Here is a 21,228-nt window from a genome sequence, read left to right as displayed (position 1 = left end):
ATATATATGTTGGTTTTAGTTTTCTTTAAGAGCGATATATGTCAAATCAATACAGCAACAATCCAAGAGATTGCTGCTGTTAAGGTATATACCATGATGTAATATAGGAAGGTAATAATTAATCCTAAATTATACCAGTGATAGCCATAGTTATACCAATGACACTAAACATTATTCCAGCTAACCTGGTTACTCTTTTTTCGCTAGAAATATGAACATAATGCGAAGCGATATATGCACCAATATAACTTCCTATAGATGTGACTACAACTTCAAAGATTGCAAAATCACCATAATAAAAGTGTGCGATAGAACCGCAAAGTGCAATCATCGACATAGTAAAAGCTGAAGTACCAATAGCACTCTTAATGCCTATGTTATATGCAAAAAGAAGTGTGAACAGTATAAGAACACCACCACCAGCGCCCAGTATGCCTGTATTTAGACCAATTACTATACCACTCACAACTATAAAAAGGTTATGCTTTTCCGAAAAATGAATGAAAATTTTATTTTCTCTGAGGTTTTTTAATCTTGTTTCAAAATTACCTTTAATAAATTGAAAAGCTAACATACATATCCCTACACCTGCTAGACCGCCTAAAAGGGTATCGCTTGTATTTCTAGTAAAGAAACTACCTAGTATAGTGAATAAAACAGCTACAATTATCAATACAAAAGATTTTTTATACTTAACACATTCATGTTTATGATACACATATGTTGTCGTTAAAGATGCCACTACATCTGCAGCTAAGGATATACCAAGAGCAGAGTATACATCAAAACCTAGAAGAATAGTAAGCATGGGAGTTATTATTACAGAGGCGGAAGCAGAAACAAAGCCAGTAATAATGCCTGCTATTAAACCAGCTGATATTAAGGTTAGTATATACAAAAGGTTTGATATATCTATCATACTAGCTAACCAACATCTTTAAATATAATTTTTTAATCGTTTTGTCAAAGACTCTATTTAATAAATCTTCGTCGTTTATTAGTATTTTAGTGTTTATATCTTTTGTCTTGTATAAATCTTTTCTTAAAATATTTTGAGAAGATGTAACGCCATTTATTTGCTGAGTATGAGTATCTGTTAATCGTTCAATATTCATATTATACCTCTAATTCTAGTTTATTTTTTGGATAGATCTTACTTTGTGAGATTAAATCTTTCCAATGATCTTCTTTACCATATCCAAAGGTATCCATCCATTTTCCGCAATGCTTCTGTAATAGCAGAGCTTTTTCTTTATTCCAATTTTCCCAATCCAGTTTCTTTTTTTTATACGATCTAGAGTCAACCTTTTTATTTAATAATTCGGGATTTAATTTAACTTTTATATCACTATTTTCAAAATCAGTAGCAAAATCTAGTAGTTTCCTAAAATTTTCACTTTTTTGTTCGGATAAGAATATATCTTCATATTTGAATATTTTGAAATTTGACTTTCCTTCCATAGAAGAAATAGCGATTTCATTCATTTTATTATAGAACCAACAGTACTTTTCAAATTTAGACATGCAATTCCACTCATGTTTATAGGGATCATTTTTGAAACATGATGGCTGTAGACTTATCTTTTTGAAAAATAGTTCTATAAAGCCATAAAGGCTATATTCCTTTTTTTTAAGGGCAGAATTTATCCATGTTCTTGGATCTCTCACAACGAAAACAAATCTAGTGTCATCATATATCTCATCAATCAAGTCTAAAAGCCCATATATATGTCCACTAGATTCTATATAAATTTGTTTATTAAGAAATTTTATAGTTTTATTGCTTATATTAATGATGTTTTCTTTTGCTTCATCTCTTGATATATCTCCAGTAACATAGTCTCTACTTAGTTTATAAAATGAATGGGTATTTTTATTTTGACCTAAAGTCAGATGGTACAAACCATAATCTTTTATTTGTCTTAATAGCTTTTTTGGTTTTGATGGCCATGGAGTTCCAGGTTCATGAAATGAAACAGAGTTATCAATCATTGCATCCATATTTTTTGCAAAAAACTGTGTACCAGTTCTACCAGTTGAATTTATAAAAATTCTATATTTTTTTTTATAATTCATGTTTAACTTACCTCCTTGCTTGACTTTGATGGTTCAATGATAACCCACAATTCTAAACTCCTAATAGATAAAATATAAATAAAACATTAATTATTGAGTATCTTCGGCAAAATATTTTATGTTATTGTAATTTATTACTTATATTAGGGTTTTCGATCATTCTCTTAATTCACTAATATCTGCATTATCCATTATGGATGTTAGAGCAGGTTCATGTTTGAATTTGTTGATAATTTGTTTAGATTTTTTCTATTAGGAGTTTAGAGTTATATCTTATTATTAAAATATCAAGTTAAGCAAGGAGTCAATTATAATGAAAATACTTATTACTACAGACTGGTATGTACCAGTAATTAATGGAGTGGTAACATCAGTCATTAATTTAAAAAATCAATTGACTAAGATGGGACATGATGTTCGAGTATTAACTCTGCAACAAGAAAGCGATGTTATAGTAGATAAAACTTATTATGTAAAATCAATGAGTGCAAAAACAATTTATCCTAATGCGAGAATTATATGTTCTACAGCAAAAAAAGAAATCAATGCAATTATAGAGTGGAAGCCTAATATCATTCATTCACAATGTGAGTTTAATACTTGCTTTTTATCAATTAAAATAGCTAAAAAACTCAAGATACCCATTGTTCATACTTATCATACAGTGTATGAAGATTATATTCATTATATTAAGGGGAGTCCTAGAGTGAATCGAAAGCTAATAGGTAAACTGTCAAAAAGAATTCTAAAGAATATGTATCATGTGGTTGCACCAACGAATAAAGTAAAAAACATATTATTAAAATATCAAATAAATCAGCCAATTTCAGTGATCCCGACGGGCATAGATATAGAATGTTATCAAGAAAAAGTGAGTGGTGCTGTAAAAGATAAGATTAAAAATCAGTATCGTATTCCACAAAACAATACGGTTATGTTATTTCTAGGAAGACTTGCAAAAGAAAAAAATGTAGAAGAGATTATGGACTACTTAAATAAGTCTGATGTAAAAAACATAACTTTCTTAATTGTCGGGGATGGTCCTAATAAAGAGGCTTTACAGCGTTATGCAAAGTCCATTGGGATCAATGATCAAGTGGTTTTCACTGGAATGATTGAGCCGTCACACGTAAAGAATTATTATCAAACTGCAGATTTATTTGTGAGTGCCTCAACAAGTGAAACACAAGGGCTAACCTATATCGAAGCACTTGCCAATGGGTTACCATCACTATGTAGAAGTGACTCTTGCTTAGAGGGGGTTATTTTAGATTATCATAATGGTTTTCAATACAACAATTATGAAGAATTTAAATCATTTTTATTAATGGTTCATGAGCAAGATGATGTTAAGATGATGTTATCCGAGAATGCCGTTGATTACTCAAAGGTATTTTCATGTAAGAATTTCACAGCTTCTCTAGAAGCGTTGTATATACAGGTTATTTTAGAATACAGTAAAGAGACAATCACTTGATGCCAAATCAATGGGATTGTGAAAGGGACCTAGTTGTAACAATATAGTATTAAGTTACTGAAAGTTAAGGATGAAAAATGAACACCTTTGAGGTTTTATTCATAAGTTTAATAGATGGGAATTTTTGATTTGATTATGTTGCATAATAGTTGTAGATAGCAAAAAAAGTATATGTCAAAGATGGAGGAGCAGTTAATGAATAAAGTCAAAATGATGATGTTGTTATTGACGATGCTTTTAGTCGGAATATTATTAATAGGATGTACTGAATCTTATGAAAGAGAAATGAAAGACATGAAGAGCTCTATATCAGGTCTTAACCGGGTTGTTTATGTTTACGATGATGATGGAAACGTCATGAAAACTTATGAAGGCCAGATTGATATTGAAGATAATGAATATGGGAATAAAGTTAAATTTGATTTAAATGGTAAAAGGATTATTATTTATAATGCCACTGTTATAGTAGAAGAAAAATAGAACTGTGATTTAGGGGGAGCTTATCCCCCTAATGTAATGTCTGTGGTTTGATACCATTTAAGAGCTTCTACAAAATGTTCCTCTTTAAAATCTGGCCAATACTCATCAATAACATAAAAGTCAGAATAGACGGATTGTATAGGCAAAAAGCCACTTAGACGACGTCGTCCACCCCAACGAATGATAAGATCTATCCTGCTAATATCTGCAGAGGCGATATGATCATACATGCTGGTATTGTTGAGTGCCTGTTTTAAGTCCCAATGCCAATCATAATTAACCAAAAAGTTGAGGTTAATAAGTCCACGACCAAAATGTACACGTTTATTGGCATACTTTAATAGTTCTTTAGGAAAAACTGAAGAATTTGTATTTCCTATGACTAATAGATTAGCATCTCGGTGAGCAAGAATTTCTACAGCATCAACACAAGCTTTGACAAAAGCTTCAGTCTGAGCTTTGGGACGTTTAGTATTATCTTGTGTAAAGCCATAAAATGTTGCTTCTTCAACACCATATTTCAGCATGGTTTCATAGAGTTGAAAACCTGGTGAAATACCATAGTCATAGCCTGCTTTTTTATCAAGGTCATGAGCTTTGGCCCAACGGCGGTTTCCATCAGGGATTATACCAATATGTCTTGGGATTCTTGAAAATTGTTTTCTTGGCATACGTTTTCCTACCTTTATTATAGAATATTTCTATTTTTTTCTAATTTGCAAAGTTTTATGCATTGAAAGATAGACTTGTATCGTAAGAAAAACAAAATTTGACTTGAAATGACTAATTTAGGATGTTATGATAAAAGAGTGTATGATATCTTTAGGAAATATTGGTGAATGATAGCATACATTGCATTATATACTCGCTTAAGTAGGAAATAGATATAAATGGACGAGGTGCTCTTTATGGCAAATTATACATTTGAAGCAAAGAGAAACGGAGTAAAGTTCTATTTTTTTGAAGATAAACAGACAAAGATGTTTGTTAAAGCAAACAAAGATATCTTCGAAATAAATTTAATGTCATGTGTTCATGACGAAAGAGAATTTATAGCACTGGTTGATAAATTTCAGCTAGAAACGTTATAAGCCCCAAAATATGCAAAGTAATAAACGTATTTAGAAATACTTAAAGGGATTTCTAAACTGGACTACTACATAACAATTACTGAGAGTTGTTATATAGATGTGAGTATATAAGAAGTACTAATTGATTATGTTTCCTACATGTAAAATTATAAAAGACTACCTTATCAGGTTGCTTGGACACAATTTGATAAGGTGGTCTTTTGATTTTTTTATCTTCCTGTTATCTTTTGAATACTTTTAATGATAATTGATATGGTTCCATCTGGATTATTGACAAATTCTAAAAAGTCAACATCACCATATTGATCCATAGGTATGTTAATCTCAATACCTGTATCAGTCTTAATAATTTGTTTCTCGATTTTTCTTGGGACAGCAGCTTCAAATGCCACATAAGTATCTTCAAAGCCTTTTTCTTGGATTTTTTCAGTAAATTCTTTACGCAATTCCACATTATCTTCAAAGGCTGTATCTGCAACTTTATTAATATCGATGACACCCTTTTCTTCAACAGAATCCAGCATAGCTTTCTTGATACTCATACTTTGCTCGATATCAGCATCGAAATATTTCTTATTCATAGAGTTTAAGGTGTTATTAACAATATCAAATTTTTCTTTATTGGATTTATTAAAATCACATTTCAAAAACTTTGTTGATAGGTAGAAGTCTTTATCACCATTAATCTCATAGCGTTTTTCTAGTAGTTTGATTTCTTTTGTATCGAGATTAATAAGAATAACTTCATCTAATTTTTGACTATCAGTAGGAAGAGCCGTTCGTTGCTTGATAATTTGATTTGCATGTTGATTCTGGTCTTCTTCCACATAGTGAATATAAGAAGCCTTATAGTTCATTTTTAAAATACCCATATAGTTCATCTTATCACATTCAAAAGTAGTAAAAATAACATCTGCAGATGGAATATCCACATGCTTAAGCATAATAGCATAAAGTTCATAAGCCATTGTCTTTGTTGCTGGGACAAAGGATTCAGAATCTTTCATGAGCAATTGAATCTGACTATAAACATTGCTTCTTTCTTCATGAAAATAACAAGTTTTCATGACATCATTTTGTATATACTTTCTTAAATGATTAAAGATATATTCTTCTATTTCATGACTAAGCTCAATTTCCTGATCAGATAAAACAGGCATTTGCATTTCAGTATTTAGAATATGAATGATACATTGTTTGATGCGTATATTGATTTCGTTTTGACTCATTGAAACCTCACCTTACTCTTCCTTTGAATTTGCTATCCTATTATAGCATGATTTTAACCTAAGTTAAATAAGAAAAAGATTGACAAAGCCGAGTTGAGTAATTGTTTGTGGTCAGAGTAGAAAAACCTGCATATGATTTAATAGAGTAGAAAGGTCTTGTAGTAGGGTGGTGGAGATATGAAAAGGCAAAATGACATAGAAGAGGTGCTAGAAAGTCCTGAATTAAATGAAAATTGCCAAGAGGTTATTACATCAGATGACTATATAGATGTGGTTAGAGAGCTAGAACTTATCGGTTTAGCGGAACAAATGGAAGTTAATGATGCCGGTTGTGTTCAAATACTTAATAATCAGTTTGGGGTATTTCATATTAAAAGAGATGGTATGTCATGTGATGAGCTCTATCAAATACAACCTTATCAAGAGGTACCTAACATTTTTGGATTAAATGGTCAACGAGCAGTCTATTCAGCGGGCATATCAGCGGTTTTTAAATTACCTGCATTACAGTTAACAGGTAATGATGTCATCATTGGTTTAGTTGATACGGGTATTGATTATACACACGAAGCCTTTATCTATGAAGATGGAACCAGTAAAATCTTAAGCATTTGGGATCAAACATCTGCAGGAAATCCTCCAGAAGGTTTTAAATATGGAACAGAGTATAGTGTGGAGCAGATCAATGAAGCCCTACAGGCAGAAGATCCTTTTAGCATTGTCCCTGAAAAGGATGAAATTGGTCATGGGACTTTTTTAGCTGGGGTTGCAGCTGGGCGAGAGAATAAGAAAGAAAACTTTATTGGCGCTGCACCAGATGCTTCATTGGTGGTGGTAAAACTAAAACAGGCAAAGGAATGTCTCCGTGATTTCTATTCTATCAAGGATGGTGCAATAGGATTTCAAAGTAATGATCTGATCTTAGGTATTAACTATCTAATGAGAAAAGCTAAGAGTTTAGAGAAGCCTATCATACTGCTAATAGGTTTAGGCGATAACATGGGACCTCATGATGGTTTTACTTTTACTGAAAAAATTCTGGAACAATACTCTAGGGTACCTGGTGCAATTATTACCGTTGCCGGTGGAAATGAAGCCAATAAAAGGCATCACTATGAAGGGGAGTACGATAAAGATGAAGAGTTTCAAAGCTTACAATTTAATGTACCAGAAGGTGAAAAGGGATTCTATATAAGTTTTTGGAATTACACTCCAGATAAATATGTCATTTCACTAACATCCCCCAGGGGGACTGAAACAGGAAAAATTCCACCAAGGCATGAGCAAAAACAAGCAATAACTTTTATTGCTGAAACAACTGAGATTCTAGTGGAGTATGTAACGATAGAAGCGCGGACAGGTGATGAAGCTATTTTCATAAGACTTAAAAATCCATCACCAGGTTTATGGAACATGAATGTATATGGCGACTTAGTTGTCAACGGACGCTATGATCTCTGGTTGCCACGGGAAGGGTTTGTTGAACCTAACACTACTTTTTTATCCCCTGACCCTCGTACAACTGTAACCACACCTTCAACTAATATTAATACCATAACAGTAGGTGCGTTTAATGATGTAACTAAGAGTCTTTATGTTGCGTCAGGAAGGGGACCAACAAGGAGTTTTGAAATAAAACCAGATATTGTGGCACCAGGAGTTGATGTAAGCGGACCAATGCCTAATAATACATATGGTTCTATGAGTGGCACTAGTGTAGCTACAGCTATTACAGCTGGGGCTTGCGCTCTCTTAATGGAATGGGGAGTTGTAAAAGGGAATGACCCTAAGATGGATACTTTAACAGCAAAATCATTACTCATTAGAGGAGCGAATAGGCGACCTTCATTAATATATCCAAATCCTGAGTGGGGTTTTGGAGAAATTGATTTACTTAATACCTTTAAGTTAACGGAATAATGCCATAGAGAGGAGGGGTGTATATGCGTCAGTCAAGTCTGGATGTAGAGAAATGTAAGAATATTATTGCTTCGGAAGATTATTTGGATTTAATCAAAGAAATTCGTCCTGACATAGAAAAAGTTGCGCAAGATTCAGGGGCAGTGTGTTACCAACGCCTAAATGATGAGTATGGTGTTTTTCATATGAAGGTAGAGCCTAAGGATTGTCAAACTTTTTATTTCCAAAACCCTTACATGGAAGTGCCAAATGTCTATGGTCTAACAAGTAGTAGAGCAATGGAGGCGGCAGGAATTGGTTCTGTGTTAAAAAGTGAAGGATTAGATCTGACTGGGAAAGGTGTTATTATAGCTGTTTTGGATACTGGAATTGATTATACCCATGAGGCGTTTCTTAATAAAAATAACACGACTAAGATATTAAGTATATGGGATCAAACCATCATTGGAGAACCGCCAGAAGGATTCTTATATGGTACTGAATATACAAGTGAGCAAATTAATGCTGCCTTAAGGTCTGAAAATCCTTATTCTACTGTTCAAACTTTGGATGAAGTAGGGCATGGTACGTACTTAGCTGGATTAGCAGCAGGATACCCTAATACTGATATGGCGTTTCAAGGTGCAGCACCAGATGCTGAATTGGTTATCGTTAAATTGAAACCTGCTAAGAAATGTTTAATGGATTTTTATCAGTTTAAGCAAGAGGCTATTGGTTGGCAGACTAATGATATTATACAAGGTCTCAATTATGTCATTCAAAAATCAACTCAGTTCAATAAACCTGTTGCTATTTTATTTGCTGGAGGTTCAACTGAAGGACCTCATACTGGAACAGCACTTCTTGAAGAAGTTCTAGAAGCATATGGCAATTTTCATGGCATCGTTACAGTATCTTCAGCTGGAAATGAGGCCAATGCTGACCATCATTTCAGCGGTAAGTTTAAATTAGATCAACAAAAAATGGATATTCAACTCAATATGGCAGAGGGTGAAAGAGGACTCTATATGGTACTTTGGAGTTATCTTCCTGATAAGTTAGCTATAGAATTTATATCTCCTAGTGGTAATAGTACAGGGAAAGTTCCATTTAGTGTTCGGCAGTGGCAAGAAAATCAGTTTGCTTTGGAAAATACAATCATACAAGTTTATTATGACTTCATGGAGGAAAGGGCAGCTGTTGAATCCATCGTAGCTATTTTCCAAAATCCTTTACCAGGTCTATGGACCATTGTACTACATGGTGAAATAGTTGTTGATGGCGGAGTAGATATTTGGATTCCTCTGAGGGGCTTCATAGAGGAAGAGACTGTTTTTTTAAAACCAGATCCATACGATACTGTTGTTAATCCAGGGACCACAGATGGGACCGTTACTGTAGGTGCTTACAATGATGTTCTACAAACGATCTATATTGAATCTAGCAGAGGCTTTACGAGAGATGAGCGTGTAAAACCTGACATAGTTGCACCAGGAGTTAATGTAGTAGGACCGCATCCAAATAATCAATATGTATCGGAAACAGGAACAAGTGTTAGTTCGGCAATTACTGCTGGAGCCGCTGCTTTATTATTGGAATGGGGGATCGTTAAAGGTAACGATGACTTTATGAATACTATGGCTGTGAAATCCTATCTAGCCCGTGGAGCACGAAGAAGGAGTACTCTTATCTACCCTAACCGTGAATGGGGGTATGGTGAATTGGATGTTATGAACACCTTTAGGATGATCTAATGAAATGGGAAAGAGGTGAACGTGTGCGTCAAGATGGTACGAATATAGATGTGTGTATAGATATAATACTTTCTGAAGAATTTGTAGATTTAATAAAGGATATTCGTCCAGGGATAGAGCTAGTAGCGAAGGAACTAGGGGTAGAATGTTATCAGCAATTAACTGACGAGTATGGAGTTTTTCATATAGAAGTTAATCAAGATGAATGTGTGGACTATTATTTCAACAATCATTATTCTGAGTTACCATCTATCTATGGTTTGACGAGTACACGTGCAATGGAGTCAGCTGGTATCAGTCCAGTTTTGAATAGTGAAAGTTTGGATTTAAAGGGTAAAGGCGTTCTTATCGCCATACTGGATACTGGAATCGATTATACACATGAAGCATTTCTGAATGGAGATAAAACGACGAGAATTGTATCCTTGTGGGATCAAAGTATTATTGGAACGCCACCGAAAGGTTTTTTATATGGCACAGAGTATTCTAATAAACAGATAAATGAAGCGCTGCGATCGGAAGATCCTACTACTATTGTACCCTCTACAGATGATGTAGGGCACGGTACATTTCTGGCAGGGATAGCAGCAGGAAAACCTAATGAGATAGAAGATTTTCAGGGGGCGGCCCCGGACTCAGAATTGATAATCGTTAAATTAAAGCAAGCAAAAAAATGTCTAATGGATTATTATCAGTTTAATGAGGAAGCCGTTGGCTGGCAAACCAATGATATTATACAAGGCATTAATTATGTTGTTAAAAAAGCTCTAGAATATAAGAAACCTATGGCGATTCTCTTTGCCGGTGGATCGAATGATGGACCTCATAATGGCACAAATTTATTAGAAAAGACTTTAGATCGTATTAGCGCGAATCAAGGTATAGGAGTTATAGTAGCTGCTGGTAATGAAGGGAATACAGCGCATCATTATAAGGATGTCATAAAAAAAGGGCAGAAAACCACTGAAGTTGAGTTTAATGTAGCTGAAGGAGAAAGAGGTCTTTATTTGAAGTTGTGGGGTAATGCACCTGACAAGTTAGGAGTGGAGTTTATATCGCCTAGTGGAGCTACAACAGGCCAGATACCATTTCTAGCCCATCAATGGCAGCAAGTGCGTATAGCATTAGAGGTTAAGGCGATTAGTGTTTACTATGATATGGAGGTTAGAAGAGCTACAGAATCCATTTCAGTGATATTACATGAGCCAATGCCAGGTCTTTGGACCATGATTATTCATGGCGATATTGTGGTAAATGGTGAATTTGATATTTGGATGCCTATCAAGGGATTTATAAGTGATGATACCATTTTTCTCAATGCTGATTCAGAAGATACTATTGTTAGCCCTGGGACAGCGGAAGCAATTATAACCGTAGGTGCCTATAATGATGTACTGCAAAAACTTTTTGTTGGATCAAGTAAAGGTTTAACACGAGATAAAAGAATAAAACCAGATTTAGTTGCTCCAGGAGTTAATGTCATAGGTCCCTATACCAAATATCAATATACTTACCAAACTGGAACCAGTATTAGTGCAGCAGTAACTGTTGGTGCCGCTGCCTTATTACTGGAATGGGGAGTTGTAAAAGGCAACGAAGATAGGATGAATACTATAGCTCTAAAGGCGTATTTAGCAAGGGGAGCACGTAGGAAGAGAAATATAAATTATCCTAACGGAGATTGGGGATTTGGAGAGTTAGATCTAATCAATACCTTTAGGATGATTTAAAGGAAGAGAGGTGGACCTATGCGACAAGAAGAATTGGATATAAGGCAATGTCAAGAAATAATATTGTCACAAGAGTATCTAGATGTATATAAAGAAACTGAACCTGGTATCCAGCAAGTTGCCAAAGAATTAGGAGCAGAATGTTATCAACAGATTACAGAAAAGTATGGTATTTTTCATATAAAAACTAATAACTGCAAAGATTTTTATTACAAGACTAAATATGCAGAGGTCCCAATCGTGTATGGTTTAACAAGTACAAGTGCATTAGAAGCATCCGGCATTAATGCAGTATTAAACAATAATAAATTGGATTTATCAGGTAAGGATGTACTGGTTGCAATATTGGATACAGGGATTGATTATACCCATGAAGCATTTAGATATGAAGACAATACGACGAAAATCTTATCCATATGGGATCAAACGGAGTCAGGTAAACCACCAGAAGGATTCTTATATGGTACTGAATATACCAGGGAGGAAATTAATAATGCCTTACAAACGGAAGCGCCTCTTGCCATTGTTCCATCTAAAGATGTTGTAGGGCATGGGACCTTCCTGGCAGGATTGGCCGTAGGGCAACCAAATACAAGTGAAGGCTTTCAAGGTGCAGCGCCTGCTGCCGATTTACTTGTAGTTAAATTAAAGGGAGCAAAGAATTGCCTCATGGATTTCTATCAGTATAAAGAGGATGCTGTAACATGGCAATCCAATGATATTCTACAAGGAATAAATTATGTGGTGAAAAAATCCAGCGAACTCGATCGTCCTATAGTTATTTTATTTGCTGGAGGTTCTACTGTTGGACCTCATACTGGATCCACTATTTTAGAAGAAAGGTTAGCTGACATCGGTGATGTATATGGCGTTGGTGTTGTATTATCGGCTGGAAATGAGGGGAATGCGGAGCATCACTTTAAAGGGCAGTTTAAGCGAGATGAGAGCAGGATGGATGTGCAATTAAATATTGCTGAAGGTGAAAGAGGCGTACACATGCTCTTATGGGGGTATTTGCCAGATAAATGGTCTATTGAACTTATTTCACCTAGTGGTGAGACGACTGGAAAACTGCCTTATCTTATTAGAAAGTGGCAAAAGGTTCAATTCCCCTTAGAAGGTACGACAGTAAATGTTTACTATAATTTCATGGAAGAAAAAGTAGCCATTGAATCCATTGCTGTTATTATAGAAAGCCCTTTGCCAGGACTATGGACTATTGTCATTCATGGAGATGTTATCGTAGATGGAGAGCTGGATATCTGGCTTCCTTTGAAGGGGTTGGTGGATGACGACACAGTATTCTTAAAGCCCAATCCCTATGATACTATAGTCAATCCAGCAACCAATGATGGAACTATTACAGTAGGTGCTTATGACGATTTATCTCAAAGTATTTACTTAGGGTCTAGCAGAGGGTTTACTAGGGATAAGCGAGTAAAACCTGATTTTGTAGCACCAGGAGTTAATGTTCTGGGACCTTATCCTAATAATCAATACATTTTTCAAACAGGAACCAGCGTAAGTGCAGCTATAACGGCAGGAGCAACAGCACTTTTATTAGAGTGGGCGATTATAAAAGGAAATGATGAATGGATGAATACAGATGCTTTAAAGTCTTATTTAGCTCGTGGAGCCAATCGCAGAGAAGCAATTATCTATCCTAATAGAGAATGGGGATATGGTGAATTAAATCTTAATAACACATTCAAAATACTCTAATATATGTGAGAGGGGTGAAGATGTGCGACAAGAATTAAATAAAGATCGGTGTAAAGAAATAATTGTTTCTGAGGATTACTTAGATTTGATTATGGATATTCGGACGGGTATAGAAAAGATAGCTAGTGATTTAGGTGTAGAATGCTACCAAGAGATAACACCCCAGTATGGAGTATTTCATTTTAAGAGAGAATCTGATGAATGTAAAGAATTTTATTATAAAAGAGCTTTTAATCAAGTTCCAAACGTCTATGGGCTAACAAGTACCCGTGCTATGGATGCATCAGGAATTACTTCCGTTTTGAAGAGCAAGACGTTAGAATTAACCGGAAATGGTGTTATTATAGCCATCTTAGACACAGGAATCGACTATACCCATGAAGTTTTTCGCTATGAGGATAACACAACAAAGATTCTTTCTATTTGGGATCAAACTATTATCGATAACCCACCAGATGGTTTTTTATATGGGACAGAATATACGAGTCAGCAGATCAATCAAGCGCTACAAACAGACAATCCATATGCAATTGTTCCGTCGGTTGATACCGATGGACATGGAACTTTCTTAGCTGGGCTAGCAGCGGGAAGACCTAACCCATCCCAAGGATTTCAGGGGGCTGCTCCTAACACTGATTTAATTATTGTCAAGTTAAAGCAAGCAAAGAGATGTTTAATGGATTTCTATCAATTTCACGACGATGTCATAGCTTGGCAGACCAATGATATTATGCAAGGTCTAAATTATATTGCCAAAAAAACAGAAGAGTTAAATAAGCCTGTTGTCATTCTATTTGCAGGCGGATCTACAGAAGGTCCTCATACTGGAACAGCTGCCTTAGAAGAAATGTTAGCAGGATTAGGGAATTTTTATGGTGTTGGTGTGATTACATCTGCAGGTAATGAGGGGAATACAAGTAATCATTTTTATGGAGAATTTGAAAAGGATCATAGGAAAATGGATATCCAACTTCATGTGGCGAATGATGAAGAAGGTATTTTCATGATGGTTTGGGGTCACTTACCGGACAAAATGAGGATAGAACTCATATCTCCAAGTGGGTATTCCACAGGTCCCTTACCGTTCTTGGCGAGGCAGTGGCAGAGCAAAATGATCCCAATAGAAGATACCATTGTTAATGTGTATTATGACATCATGGAAGAGCGTTCAGCTGCAGAAAATATTGGAATTATCTTAGAGAATCCCATTGGTGGGCTATGGAATATCATTGTACACGGAGATGTCATTGTAGATGGGAGAGTAGATGTTTGGCTGCCCTTGAATACATTTATCAATGACGATACTTTTTTTGTCAAACCAGAACCCTATGATACCATTGTGAATCCAAGTACAAACGAGGGAACCATAACAGTGGGCGGTTATGATGATACTTCACAAAGTTTATATTTAGGTTCGAGTAGAGGTTATACAAGAAATAAAAAAATAAAACCTGATTTAGTCGCTCCGGCAGTAAATGTCTTAGGACCTTATCCAAGAAATCAGTATACCTATCAATCTGGAACCAGTGTAGGGGCAGCCATCACAGCTGGTGCTGCAGCGTTACTATTAGAATGGGGGATTGTGCAGGGAAACGATGAAATGATGAATAATATAGCAATTAAATCCTATCTGGCAAGAGGTGCACGTCGAAAGAGAATTCTTGTCTACCCTAATCGTGAATGGGGTTATGGTGAACTAAATCTCATTAATACCTTTAGTATTCTTTAAATCTATAACTTCATATTGGTAGGAGTGAAGAAAGTGCGCCGAAGAGAGTTTGATATAGAAAAATGCAAAGAAATAATTGTTTCAGAAGATTACTTAGATCTGATTATGGAAACAAGACCAAGCATTGAAGAAGTGGCAAGGAGAGTAGATGCCCAGTGTTACCAGATATTAACTGAAGATTATGGTGTTTTTCACATAAAGAAGGAACCTAATCAGTGTGAGGACTTTTATTTCTATCATGATTATAATGATGGACCTAATGTCTACGGTTTGACTAGTACACAAGCAATGGAAGCAGCAGGAATCGGTACATTATATAAAAGTGAAGGACTAAATTTAACTGGTAAAGGCGTTATTGTTGGTATAATAGATACTGGTATCGACTATACCAACCAAGTCTTCAGGAATAATGATGGTTCTACAAGGATACTCAGTATATGGGATCAGTCCATCATAGGTAATCCTCCAGAAGGATTTTTATATGGTACAGAATATAGTAGAGAGCAAATCAATGAAGCATTATTAGATTCTGATCCTTATAGAATCGTCCCATCTAAAGACACAGTTGGGCATGGGACATATGTAGCAGGCTTAGCAGCTGGAGGATGGAATTCCATAGAGGAATTTAGAGGGGCTGCGCCTGGAGCTGAGATCATAGTTGTGAAATTAAAGCAAGCAAAAAAATGTTTAATGGATTTTTATCAGTTTAAAGATGGGGCTATTGCTTGGCAAACAAATGATATTATTCAAGCCTTGAATTATGTTATTAAAAAAGCAGTCCAGTTAGACAAAACAGTGGCTATCTTGTTTACCGGAGGTTCAACAGAAGGGCCACATATGGGGGTTGACATGCTGGAGGAGGTTTTAAAGTACATAGGGAATTTTTATGGTGTCGTAACAGTAGTATCAGCTGGGAACGAAGGAAATGCTGGACATCATTTTAGAGGAAAATTTGGTTTGGATCAAAAGAAAATGGATATTCAACTCAATATTGCAGAGGGGGAGAAAGGGCTTTATATGGCGCTTTGGACCAACTTACCAGACAAGTTAAGCATTGAGTTTATTTCTCCAAGTGGCTATAGTACTGGCAAGATTCCTTTTATTAATAGGCAGTGGCAAACCAAAGAAGATCCATTAGAACAAACCACTATCAATATCTATTATGATTTTATGGAGGAGCGAGCAGCAGTAGAATCTATCGTTATGTTGCTCCAAAATCCCGTACCAGGTCTATGGACCATGATTGTCCATGGAGATATTGTCATCAATGGCGAATTTGATGTTTGGTTGCCTTTAACGGGTTTCATTGATCAGGAAACTCTATTTTTAAAGCCTGATCCCTATGATACAGTTGTGAGTCCAGGAAATAGCGACGGCACAATCACTGTTGGTTCATATAATCATCTATCACAGAGTATTTATCTAAATACTAGCCGGGGTTTTACAAGGGATCAACGAGTAAAACCAGATCTCGTTGCACCAGGAGTCAATTTATTAGGACCTTATACGAATAATGAATATGTATATAGGAGTGGAACAAGTGGTAGTGCTGCTATAACTGCAGGGGCTTCTGCATTATTATTGGAATGGGGAGTCGTAAGAGGTAATGATGATTTAATGAATACGACTTCAGCAAAAGCTTATCTTGCTAGAGGAGCTAGAAGAAGAGAGACGATTAATTATCCTAATCCAGAATGGGGTTATGGAGAGTTGGATCTCTTCAATACCTTTAGAATTATTTAGGAACGAAAAGGAAATGAGGTGACTTATGAGACAACAGGATCTGAGTGTTGATAAATGTAAGGAGATTATCGTTTCCGAAAACTATCAAGATATCATCACTTATCTTAAATCTGAACCAGAAGAGATTACTTTGGAATTAGGTATTGAATGCTTCCAATATATAACGAAAGAATTCGGAATATTGCATATAGAAGCAAAAACGGACGATTGTAAAGAGTTCTATTACAACGTTCCCCATATGTTAATACCTTACATTTATGGTCTCACAAGTACACATGCAATGGATGCGGCTGGTATCACACCGGTTATAAAGAGTGAGGTACTCAATCTAACTGGTAATGGCGTTATTGTAGGAATCTTAGACACAGGAATTGATTATACCCACAAAGCATTTCGTTATGAAGACAATACCTCTAAGATTCTGTCGATATGGGATCAAACTATAATTGGAAAGCCACCAGAAGGCTTTCTATACGGGAGTGAATACACGGGAATTCAAATAAATGAAGCACTAGATAGTAATAATCCTTATGCAATTGTACCTTCAAAGGATGAAGTAGGGCACGGTACTTATTTAGCAGGTTTAGCAGCTGGTCGGTCTAACCCAGTAGAAAATTTTCAAGGTGCTGCTCCTGAAGCTGAATTAATTATTGTTAAGCTCAAACAAGCTAAAAAGTGCTTAATGGACTTCTATCAGTTCAAAGAAAATGCCATTGGATGGCAAACGAATGATATTGCTATGGGGATTAAATACATCATGAACCAATCTAAAACCCTTAACAAGCCAGTTGCTTTATTATTTGCAGGAGGTTCAACAGCAGGACCCCATACAGGTGGAGCAGCACTACAACAATATATGACTACTATTGGGGATTCTTATGGTGTTGGTGTCATTGTATCAGCTGGTAATGAAGCTAATACCTCTCACCATTATCACGGTAAAATTCAACCAAATGAATCAAAAAAAGATGTGCAATTAAATATTGCAGATGGAGAAAGAGGTTTACACTTAATGCTTTGGGGGAGGTTACCTGATCGGCTATCTATAGAGATTGTAACGCCTACTGGTGTCAGTACTGGTAAAATACCCTATAAGTTTAGACAATGGCAAGACATTCATCTTCCCCTTTCTAATACAATTATTAACGTACATTATGATTATGGAGAAATTGGAGGGGCTACTGAATCCATTTCTCTGATTATCGAAAATCCTTCAGCAGGCCTTTGGAATATTATAGTACACGGCGATATGATCGTAGATGGGAATTTTGATATATGGCTTCCTCTCAAAGGGTTTATTGATGATGATACTTTTTTTTTAGACCCAGATCCAACAAATACTATTGTTAATCCCGGTAATAATGAGGGGATTATTACAATTGGGGCTTATAATAATATTACACAAACCATTTATTTAGGATCAGGACGAGGACCAACTACAAGTATGAAAATTAAACCTGATTTAGTAGCTCCAGGGGTCAATATATTAAGTACGAGTCCCAAGAATAACTATGATTATCAGACAGGGACAAGTGCAAGTGCTGCTATAACAGCAGGTGCGGTGGCGCTATTGTTAGAATGGGGCATTATTCAAGGTCATGATAAATTGATGAATACAAAGGCGATCAAATCCTATTTAGCTAGAGGGGCAAAAAGGAAAAGAGGATTGTCCTATCCAAATGGTGAATGGGGATTCGGGGAGCTTGATCTTATTAACGTATTTAGAACGCTTTAGACCTATTTCGCATATTTCATCACTTAACACAAGCTCTTTTTCATATACTTTAGTAAGGACTTTGAGGAGTGATGACATGTCCATAACTGTAGAGGAATTTAATAGAAAAATCCTTAACCCAAGAGAAATCAATTACATGCCTGTTTGTCGTTATCTGGAAAGAAATATTAGATCAGATGTATTTTATAGAGTTTGTAAAAATGTTTATGCTGTTATTGAAGAAACAGAAGTGTTAAAAGAAGATGGACGTATGAGAGAAACTTACCCCTCATCATCTATGTTAAGGCTGGCTGATTCAATTAATCAAATGAAAAAAAACTTTTACAATTTTGATTTTGAAAGTTTCTTTATGATGATGCTCTTCTATACTCCATTACTTGCTGAGAATAGTGAGATGAGAAGAAAATATCAATTTAGTCATCCTCAACAATTCAAAGTAGAACTTCAAAAAAAAATGAATTTAGAGATAGAAGAAATACCAGAAATTAATCAGACCATGAAGAAAAAAAATTATCACTTATCTAGAGTCAGAAGACAACTGTATAGTCAGTTATGTGCCTTAAGAGATACATTTGTTTTTGAGTTGAAAAATAATGTATATGTATCAATTGGCTGGTGCGAAGAAAACAGACATGTGAAATTCGTTAGATTCTGTGATGAGAGTAAGGTATTGGAAAGTTTTGATGATATGATGATGATGGTGGTTAATACCCATAGTGGACCAAACGATGACGATAAAATTAATTTTAAGCTAAAGTATCAAATTTATAAAGATCATGTTTTCGATTTCATGAATGAAGAAAATGGGCAGAAATCTGAGTTAATCGATTTTATAGATGACATTGATGATAGCCAGGCAATGACTATTTTTAAGCAAATGGAAGTCTATCGAATGATGCATCAACTTTTTATAAATTAGGAGGAATAAAAAGTTCATCTCAGGACATAATATTAATGTACTCGATACGAAAGATAGCTTAGACACAAGTAATTCTTACTTCTAGTTACCCTTGTTGTAATGTATGATCCTGGTCTAGGTTCATTAAGTAGTATTGGGTGTTGAACTATAGCGGCTTCATCTTATTCTATGACGAGATGTTATAGTGATGTCTATAACATGGTTCATGAGGTGTATTAGATTTGTTAATCATTCGTCATCCGGTGTATGTACGCTATAGGGCTAATCCTAGATGAAATACGGTTCATTTCGAAAAAGCATATGCTGGCGGTTATGTATATGCCCGTAGAGTAATTATAGGTTAAAGGCAGTAATTATTTATGAAAAAATAATTACTGCCTATTTTAATTCTTTATTTTTTCTCTATTTTCTTCTGCGCTCCATTACGAAGGGAAGATCTCATCATAAAGGTCAATGGTAATGCTACGGCAATTGCAATAGCACCAGCAATTTGTAATGTAGTAGCAAAATGCCTAAATGTACTCTCAAAATCACTGAATAACATGGCATACATGGTTTCATACATCCCTTTACCTGGTACAAGTGGAATAATACCAGAAACCAAAAAGACAGTAACTGGGGCACGTCTCTTAGGAGCTAGTAGACATGATAGTATACCAACTCCTAGAGCACCGAAGAAGTAGGCTGTAATAACCTTTGGATAAAATTCAAAACTGATCATATAGATTAACCAACCAAAAGCACCAGTTAGACCACAATAGAAGAGTTCTTTTCTAGCTGTGTTAAACAAGATAGCAAAGAAAAGGGAGGCAAAAAAAGATGCAAGGGTTTTTATGATTAAACTCAACATACTGTAAGACTCCTTATATATAGAATAAGCTCAAGGATATGGCTATACCAACAGCAATGGAGATTGCAATAATAAAGGCTTCAAGAGCCCTGGCAAGACCAGAAACTAAATCACCTTCCAATGTATCACGGATAGCATTGGTAATAGCTAACCCAGGCACAAGGGGCATAATGCAACCTATGATTATGGTATCAATATCGGTACCTAAAGGAAGATAATCTGTGAACAAAATAGAAAGCAAACCTACCATGCCACTGGATATGATATCATTTATAAATTTAGATATTTGTCTCGACTCCATCCATTTATGGAAAACTCCAAGTATAAGTCCGATAATTAAAGAAGTCAAAAAATCACATGGTGAACCACCAAATACAACAGTAAAGCAAGCGGCTATAATCCCGAAGCAAAGTATATGAATCAAACGGCTGTAGGGTTCAAGGTCTTTGATCACTAGCAACCTGGAATAAGCCTCATAGACAGAAATTTGTCCTGATACATATTCACGGGATACGTTATTGACTTTTTCAACTTTCCCCATATGTATGGATCTTTGTCCAACCCTTCTCACCATGGTAATGCTATCTATGCTCGGGTCATCAAGAGTTGCAAAAAGACCAGTAGGGGTTACATAAGACTCAACGACAGCAAATTTAGTTGTCTTCAATATACGATTGATGGTATCCTCTACCCGATAAGTTTCAGCACCATTTCTTAACATAATTTCTCCTGCTAATAGAGCAGTCTTAAAAATTAATCTAAAATCCATCAACATCACCTATAGTATAGAAATC

General features: G+C 35.4%; 18 protein-coding genes. 11 read left to right on the top strand and 7 right to left on the bottom strand.

Annotated elements, in window-relative coordinates; translation table 11 throughout:
* Nucleotides 1-124: 124 nt before the first annotated feature.
* The 3 genes from C1Y58_RS02010 to C1Y58_RS02000 are packed head-to-tail and all read right to left on the bottom strand — an operon-like array spanning nucleotide 125 to nucleotide 2,076.
* Nucleotides 125-919: a sulfite exporter TauE/SafE family protein gene (locus C1Y58_RS02010; protein WP_105614317.1), complete on the bottom strand. Its 795-nt coding sequence runs from the start codon at nucleotides 917-919 to the stop codon at nucleotides 125-127.
* A 1-nt stretch (nucleotide 920) separates the two neighbouring features.
* Nucleotides 921-1,115: a hypothetical protein gene (locus tag C1Y58_RS02005; protein ID WP_105614316.1), complete on the bottom strand. Its 195-nt coding sequence runs from the start codon at nucleotides 1,113-1,115 to the stop codon at nucleotides 921-923.
* Between the two features lies 1 nt (nucleotide 1,116).
* Nucleotides 1,117-2,076: a sulfotransferase gene (locus tag C1Y58_RS02000; RefSeq protein WP_105614315.1), complete on the bottom strand. Its 960-nt coding sequence runs from the start codon at nucleotides 2,074-2,076 to the stop codon at nucleotides 1,117-1,119.
* 313 nt (nucleotides 2,077-2,389) lie between these two features.
* On the opposite strand from C1Y58_RS02000, the gene C1Y58_RS01995 reads away from it, so the two are divergent.
* Together C1Y58_RS01995 and C1Y58_RS01990 are read left to right on the top strand one after the other, a co-directional pair.
* Entirely contained in the window at nucleotides 2,390-3,553 is a 1,164-nt protein-coding gene (locus C1Y58_RS01995; RefSeq protein ID WP_105614314.1) for a glycosyltransferase, read from the top strand.
* Nucleotides 3,554-3,748: 195 nt separating this feature from the next.
* On the top strand, nucleotides 3,749-4,033 hold the full coding sequence (locus C1Y58_RS01990; protein WP_207655692.1) for a DUF5052 family protein: 285 nt from the start codon (nucleotides 3,749-3,751) through the stop codon (nucleotides 4,031-4,033).
* 20 nt (nucleotides 4,034-4,053) lie between these two features.
* Here C1Y58_RS01990 and C1Y58_RS01985 read toward each other — a convergent pair whose 3' ends face one another.
* Entirely contained in the window at nucleotides 4,054-4,704 is a 651-nt protein-coding gene (locus tag C1Y58_RS01985; protein ID WP_105614313.1) for an undecaprenyl diphosphate synthase family protein, read from the bottom strand.
* Between the two features lie 237 nt (nucleotides 4,705-4,941).
* Between C1Y58_RS01985 and C1Y58_RS01980 the strand changes: the two genes are divergently transcribed.
* On the top strand, nucleotides 4,942-5,124 hold the full coding sequence (locus C1Y58_RS01980) for a hypothetical protein (protein ID WP_105614312.1): 183 nt from the start codon (nucleotides 4,942-4,944) through the stop codon (nucleotides 5,122-5,124).
* A gap of 209 nt (nucleotides 5,125-5,333) precedes the next feature.
* On the opposite strand, the gene C1Y58_RS01975 is transcribed toward C1Y58_RS01980, so the two are convergent.
* Nucleotides 5,334-6,353, bottom strand: a complete 1,020-nt coding sequence (locus tag C1Y58_RS01975) for a nucleoid-associated protein (RefSeq protein WP_105614311.1) — start codon at nucleotides 6,351-6,353, stop codon at nucleotides 5,334-5,336.
* Between the two features lie 177 nt (nucleotides 6,354-6,530).
* Between C1Y58_RS01975 and C1Y58_RS01970 the strand changes: the two genes are divergently transcribed.
* The 8 genes from C1Y58_RS01970 (at nucleotide 6,531) to C1Y58_RS01935 (ending at nucleotide 19,584) form a co-directional block, all read left to right on the top strand.
* The gene (locus tag C1Y58_RS01970) at nucleotides 6,531-8,273 is read left to right on the top strand and encodes a S8 family peptidase (protein WP_105614310.1); all 1,743 of its coding nucleotides are present in this window, start codon (nucleotides 6,531-6,533) and stop codon (nucleotides 8,271-8,273) included.
* 23 nt (nucleotides 8,274-8,296) lie between these two features.
* Nucleotides 8,297-10,006 (top strand): S8 family peptidase, encoded by a 1,710-nt coding sequence (locus C1Y58_RS01965; RefSeq protein WP_105614309.1) that lies wholly within the window; start codon nucleotides 8,297-8,299, stop codon nucleotides 10,004-10,006.
* Entirely contained in the window at nucleotides 10,006-11,736 is a 1,731-nt protein-coding gene (locus C1Y58_RS01960) for a S8 family peptidase (RefSeq protein ID WP_105614308.1), read from the top strand. The genes C1Y58_RS01965 and C1Y58_RS01960 overlap by 1 nt, the downstream gene beginning before the upstream one ends.
* Before the next feature lie 18 nt (nucleotides 11,737-11,754).
* The gene (locus tag C1Y58_RS01955; RefSeq protein WP_105614307.1) at nucleotides 11,755-13,458 is read left to right on the top strand and encodes a S8 family peptidase; all 1,704 of its coding nucleotides are present in this window, start codon (nucleotides 11,755-11,757) and stop codon (nucleotides 13,456-13,458) included.
* Nucleotides 13,459-13,480: 22 nt separating this feature from the next.
* Nucleotides 13,481-15,187: a S8 family peptidase gene (locus tag C1Y58_RS01950; protein ID WP_105614306.1), complete on the top strand. Its 1,707-nt coding sequence runs from the start codon at nucleotides 13,481-13,483 to the stop codon at nucleotides 15,185-15,187.
* A gap of 33 nt (nucleotides 15,188-15,220) precedes the next feature.
* Nucleotides 15,221-16,930 carry a S8 family peptidase gene (locus C1Y58_RS01945; protein WP_105614305.1) on the top strand — a complete coding sequence of 570 codons (1,710 nt, stop codon included), beginning with the start codon at nucleotides 15,221-15,223 and terminating at the stop codon, nucleotides 16,928-16,930.
* Between the two features lie 25 nt (nucleotides 16,931-16,955).
* Entirely contained in the window at nucleotides 16,956-18,665 is a 1,710-nt protein-coding gene (locus C1Y58_RS01940) for a S8 family peptidase (RefSeq protein WP_105614304.1), read from the top strand.
* A 76-nt stretch (nucleotides 18,666-18,741) separates the two neighbouring features.
* The gene (locus C1Y58_RS01935) at nucleotides 18,742-19,584 is read left to right on the top strand and encodes a hypothetical protein (protein WP_105614303.1); all 843 of its coding nucleotides are present in this window, start codon (nucleotides 18,742-18,744) and stop codon (nucleotides 19,582-19,584) included.
* Nucleotides 19,585-19,975: 391 nt separating this feature from the next.
* Here C1Y58_RS01935 and C1Y58_RS01930 read toward each other — a convergent pair whose 3' ends face one another.
* The gene (locus tag C1Y58_RS01930) at nucleotides 19,976-20,434 is read right to left on the bottom strand and encodes a threonine/serine exporter family protein (protein WP_105614302.1); all 459 of its coding nucleotides are present in this window, start codon (nucleotides 20,432-20,434) and stop codon (nucleotides 19,976-19,978) included.
* A 13-nt stretch (nucleotides 20,435-20,447) separates the two neighbouring features.
* On the bottom strand, nucleotides 20,448-21,203 hold the full coding sequence (locus C1Y58_RS01925) for a threonine/serine exporter family protein (protein ID WP_157949899.1): 756 nt from the start codon (nucleotides 21,201-21,203) through the stop codon (nucleotides 20,448-20,450).
* Nucleotides 21,204-21,228 lie beyond the last annotated feature (25 nt).

Origin of the sequence: Vallitalea okinawensis, assembly GCF_002964605.1 — a bacterium.
Taxonomy (GTDB): domain Bacteria; phylum Bacillota; class Clostridia; order Lachnospirales; family PQDH01; genus Vallitalea_A; species Vallitalea_A okinawensis.
The sequence above is the reverse complement of the archived record's forward strand: the minus strand, read 5'-3'. Positions and strand labels throughout refer to the sequence as shown.

What these genes read in the sequence shown, in the direction of transcription:
- C1Y58_RS01935 (WP_105614303.1), top strand. Translation starts at nt 18,742, where the DNA reads ATGTCCATAACTGTAGAGGAATTTAATAGAAAAATCCTTAACCCAAGA.
- C1Y58_RS01960 (WP_105614308.1), top strand. Translation starts at nt 10,006, where the DNA reads ATGAAATGGGAAAGAGGTGAACGTGTGCGTCAAGATGGTACGAATATA.
- C1Y58_RS01965 (WP_105614309.1), top strand. Translation starts at nt 8,297, where the DNA reads ATGCGTCAGTCAAGTCTGGATGTAGAGAAATGTAAGAATATTATTGCT.
- C1Y58_RS02005 (WP_105614316.1), bottom strand. Translation starts at nt 1,115, where the DNA reads ATGAATATTGAACGATTAACAGATACTCATACTCAGCAAATAAATGGC.
- C1Y58_RS01930 (WP_105614302.1), bottom strand. Translation starts at nt 20,434, where the DNA reads ATGTTGAGTTTAATCATAAAAACCCTTGCATCTTTTTTTGCCTCCCTT.
- C1Y58_RS01985 (WP_105614313.1), bottom strand. Translation starts at nt 4,704, where the DNA reads ATGCCAAGAAAACAATTTTCAAGAATCCCAAGACATATTGGTATAATC.
- C1Y58_RS01980 (WP_105614312.1), top strand. Translation starts at nt 4,942, where the DNA reads ATGGCAAATTATACATTTGAAGCAAAGAGAAACGGAGTAAAGTTCTAT.
- C1Y58_RS01995 (WP_105614314.1), top strand. Translation starts at nt 2,390, where the DNA reads ATGAAAATACTTATTACTACAGACTGGTATGTACCAGTAATTAATGGA.
- C1Y58_RS01970 (WP_105614310.1), top strand. Translation starts at nt 6,531, where the DNA reads ATGAAAAGGCAAAATGACATAGAAGAGGTGCTAGAAAGTCCTGAATTA.
- C1Y58_RS01925 (WP_157949899.1), bottom strand. Translation starts at nt 21,203, where the DNA reads ATGGATTTTAGATTAATTTTTAAGACTGCTCTATTAGCAGGAGAAATT.
- C1Y58_RS02000 (WP_105614315.1), bottom strand. Translation starts at nt 2,076, where the DNA reads ATGAATTATAAAAAAAAATATAGAATTTTTATAAATTCAACTGGTAGA.
- C1Y58_RS02010 (WP_105614317.1), bottom strand. Translation starts at nt 919, where the DNA reads ATGATAGATATATCAAACCTTTTGTATATACTAACCTTAATATCAGCT.
- C1Y58_RS01955 (WP_105614307.1), top strand. Translation starts at nt 11,755, where the DNA reads ATGCGACAAGAAGAATTGGATATAAGGCAATGTCAAGAAATAATATTG.
- C1Y58_RS01975 (WP_105614311.1), bottom strand. Translation starts at nt 6,353, where the DNA reads ATGAGTCAAAACGAAATCAATATACGCATCAAACAATGTATCATTCAT.
- C1Y58_RS01990 (WP_207655692.1), top strand. Translation starts at nt 3,749, where the DNA reads ATGAATAAAGTCAAAATGATGATGTTGTTATTGACGATGCTTTTAGTC.
- C1Y58_RS01940 (WP_105614304.1), top strand. Translation starts at nt 16,956, where the DNA reads ATGAGACAACAGGATCTGAGTGTTGATAAATGTAAGGAGATTATCGTT.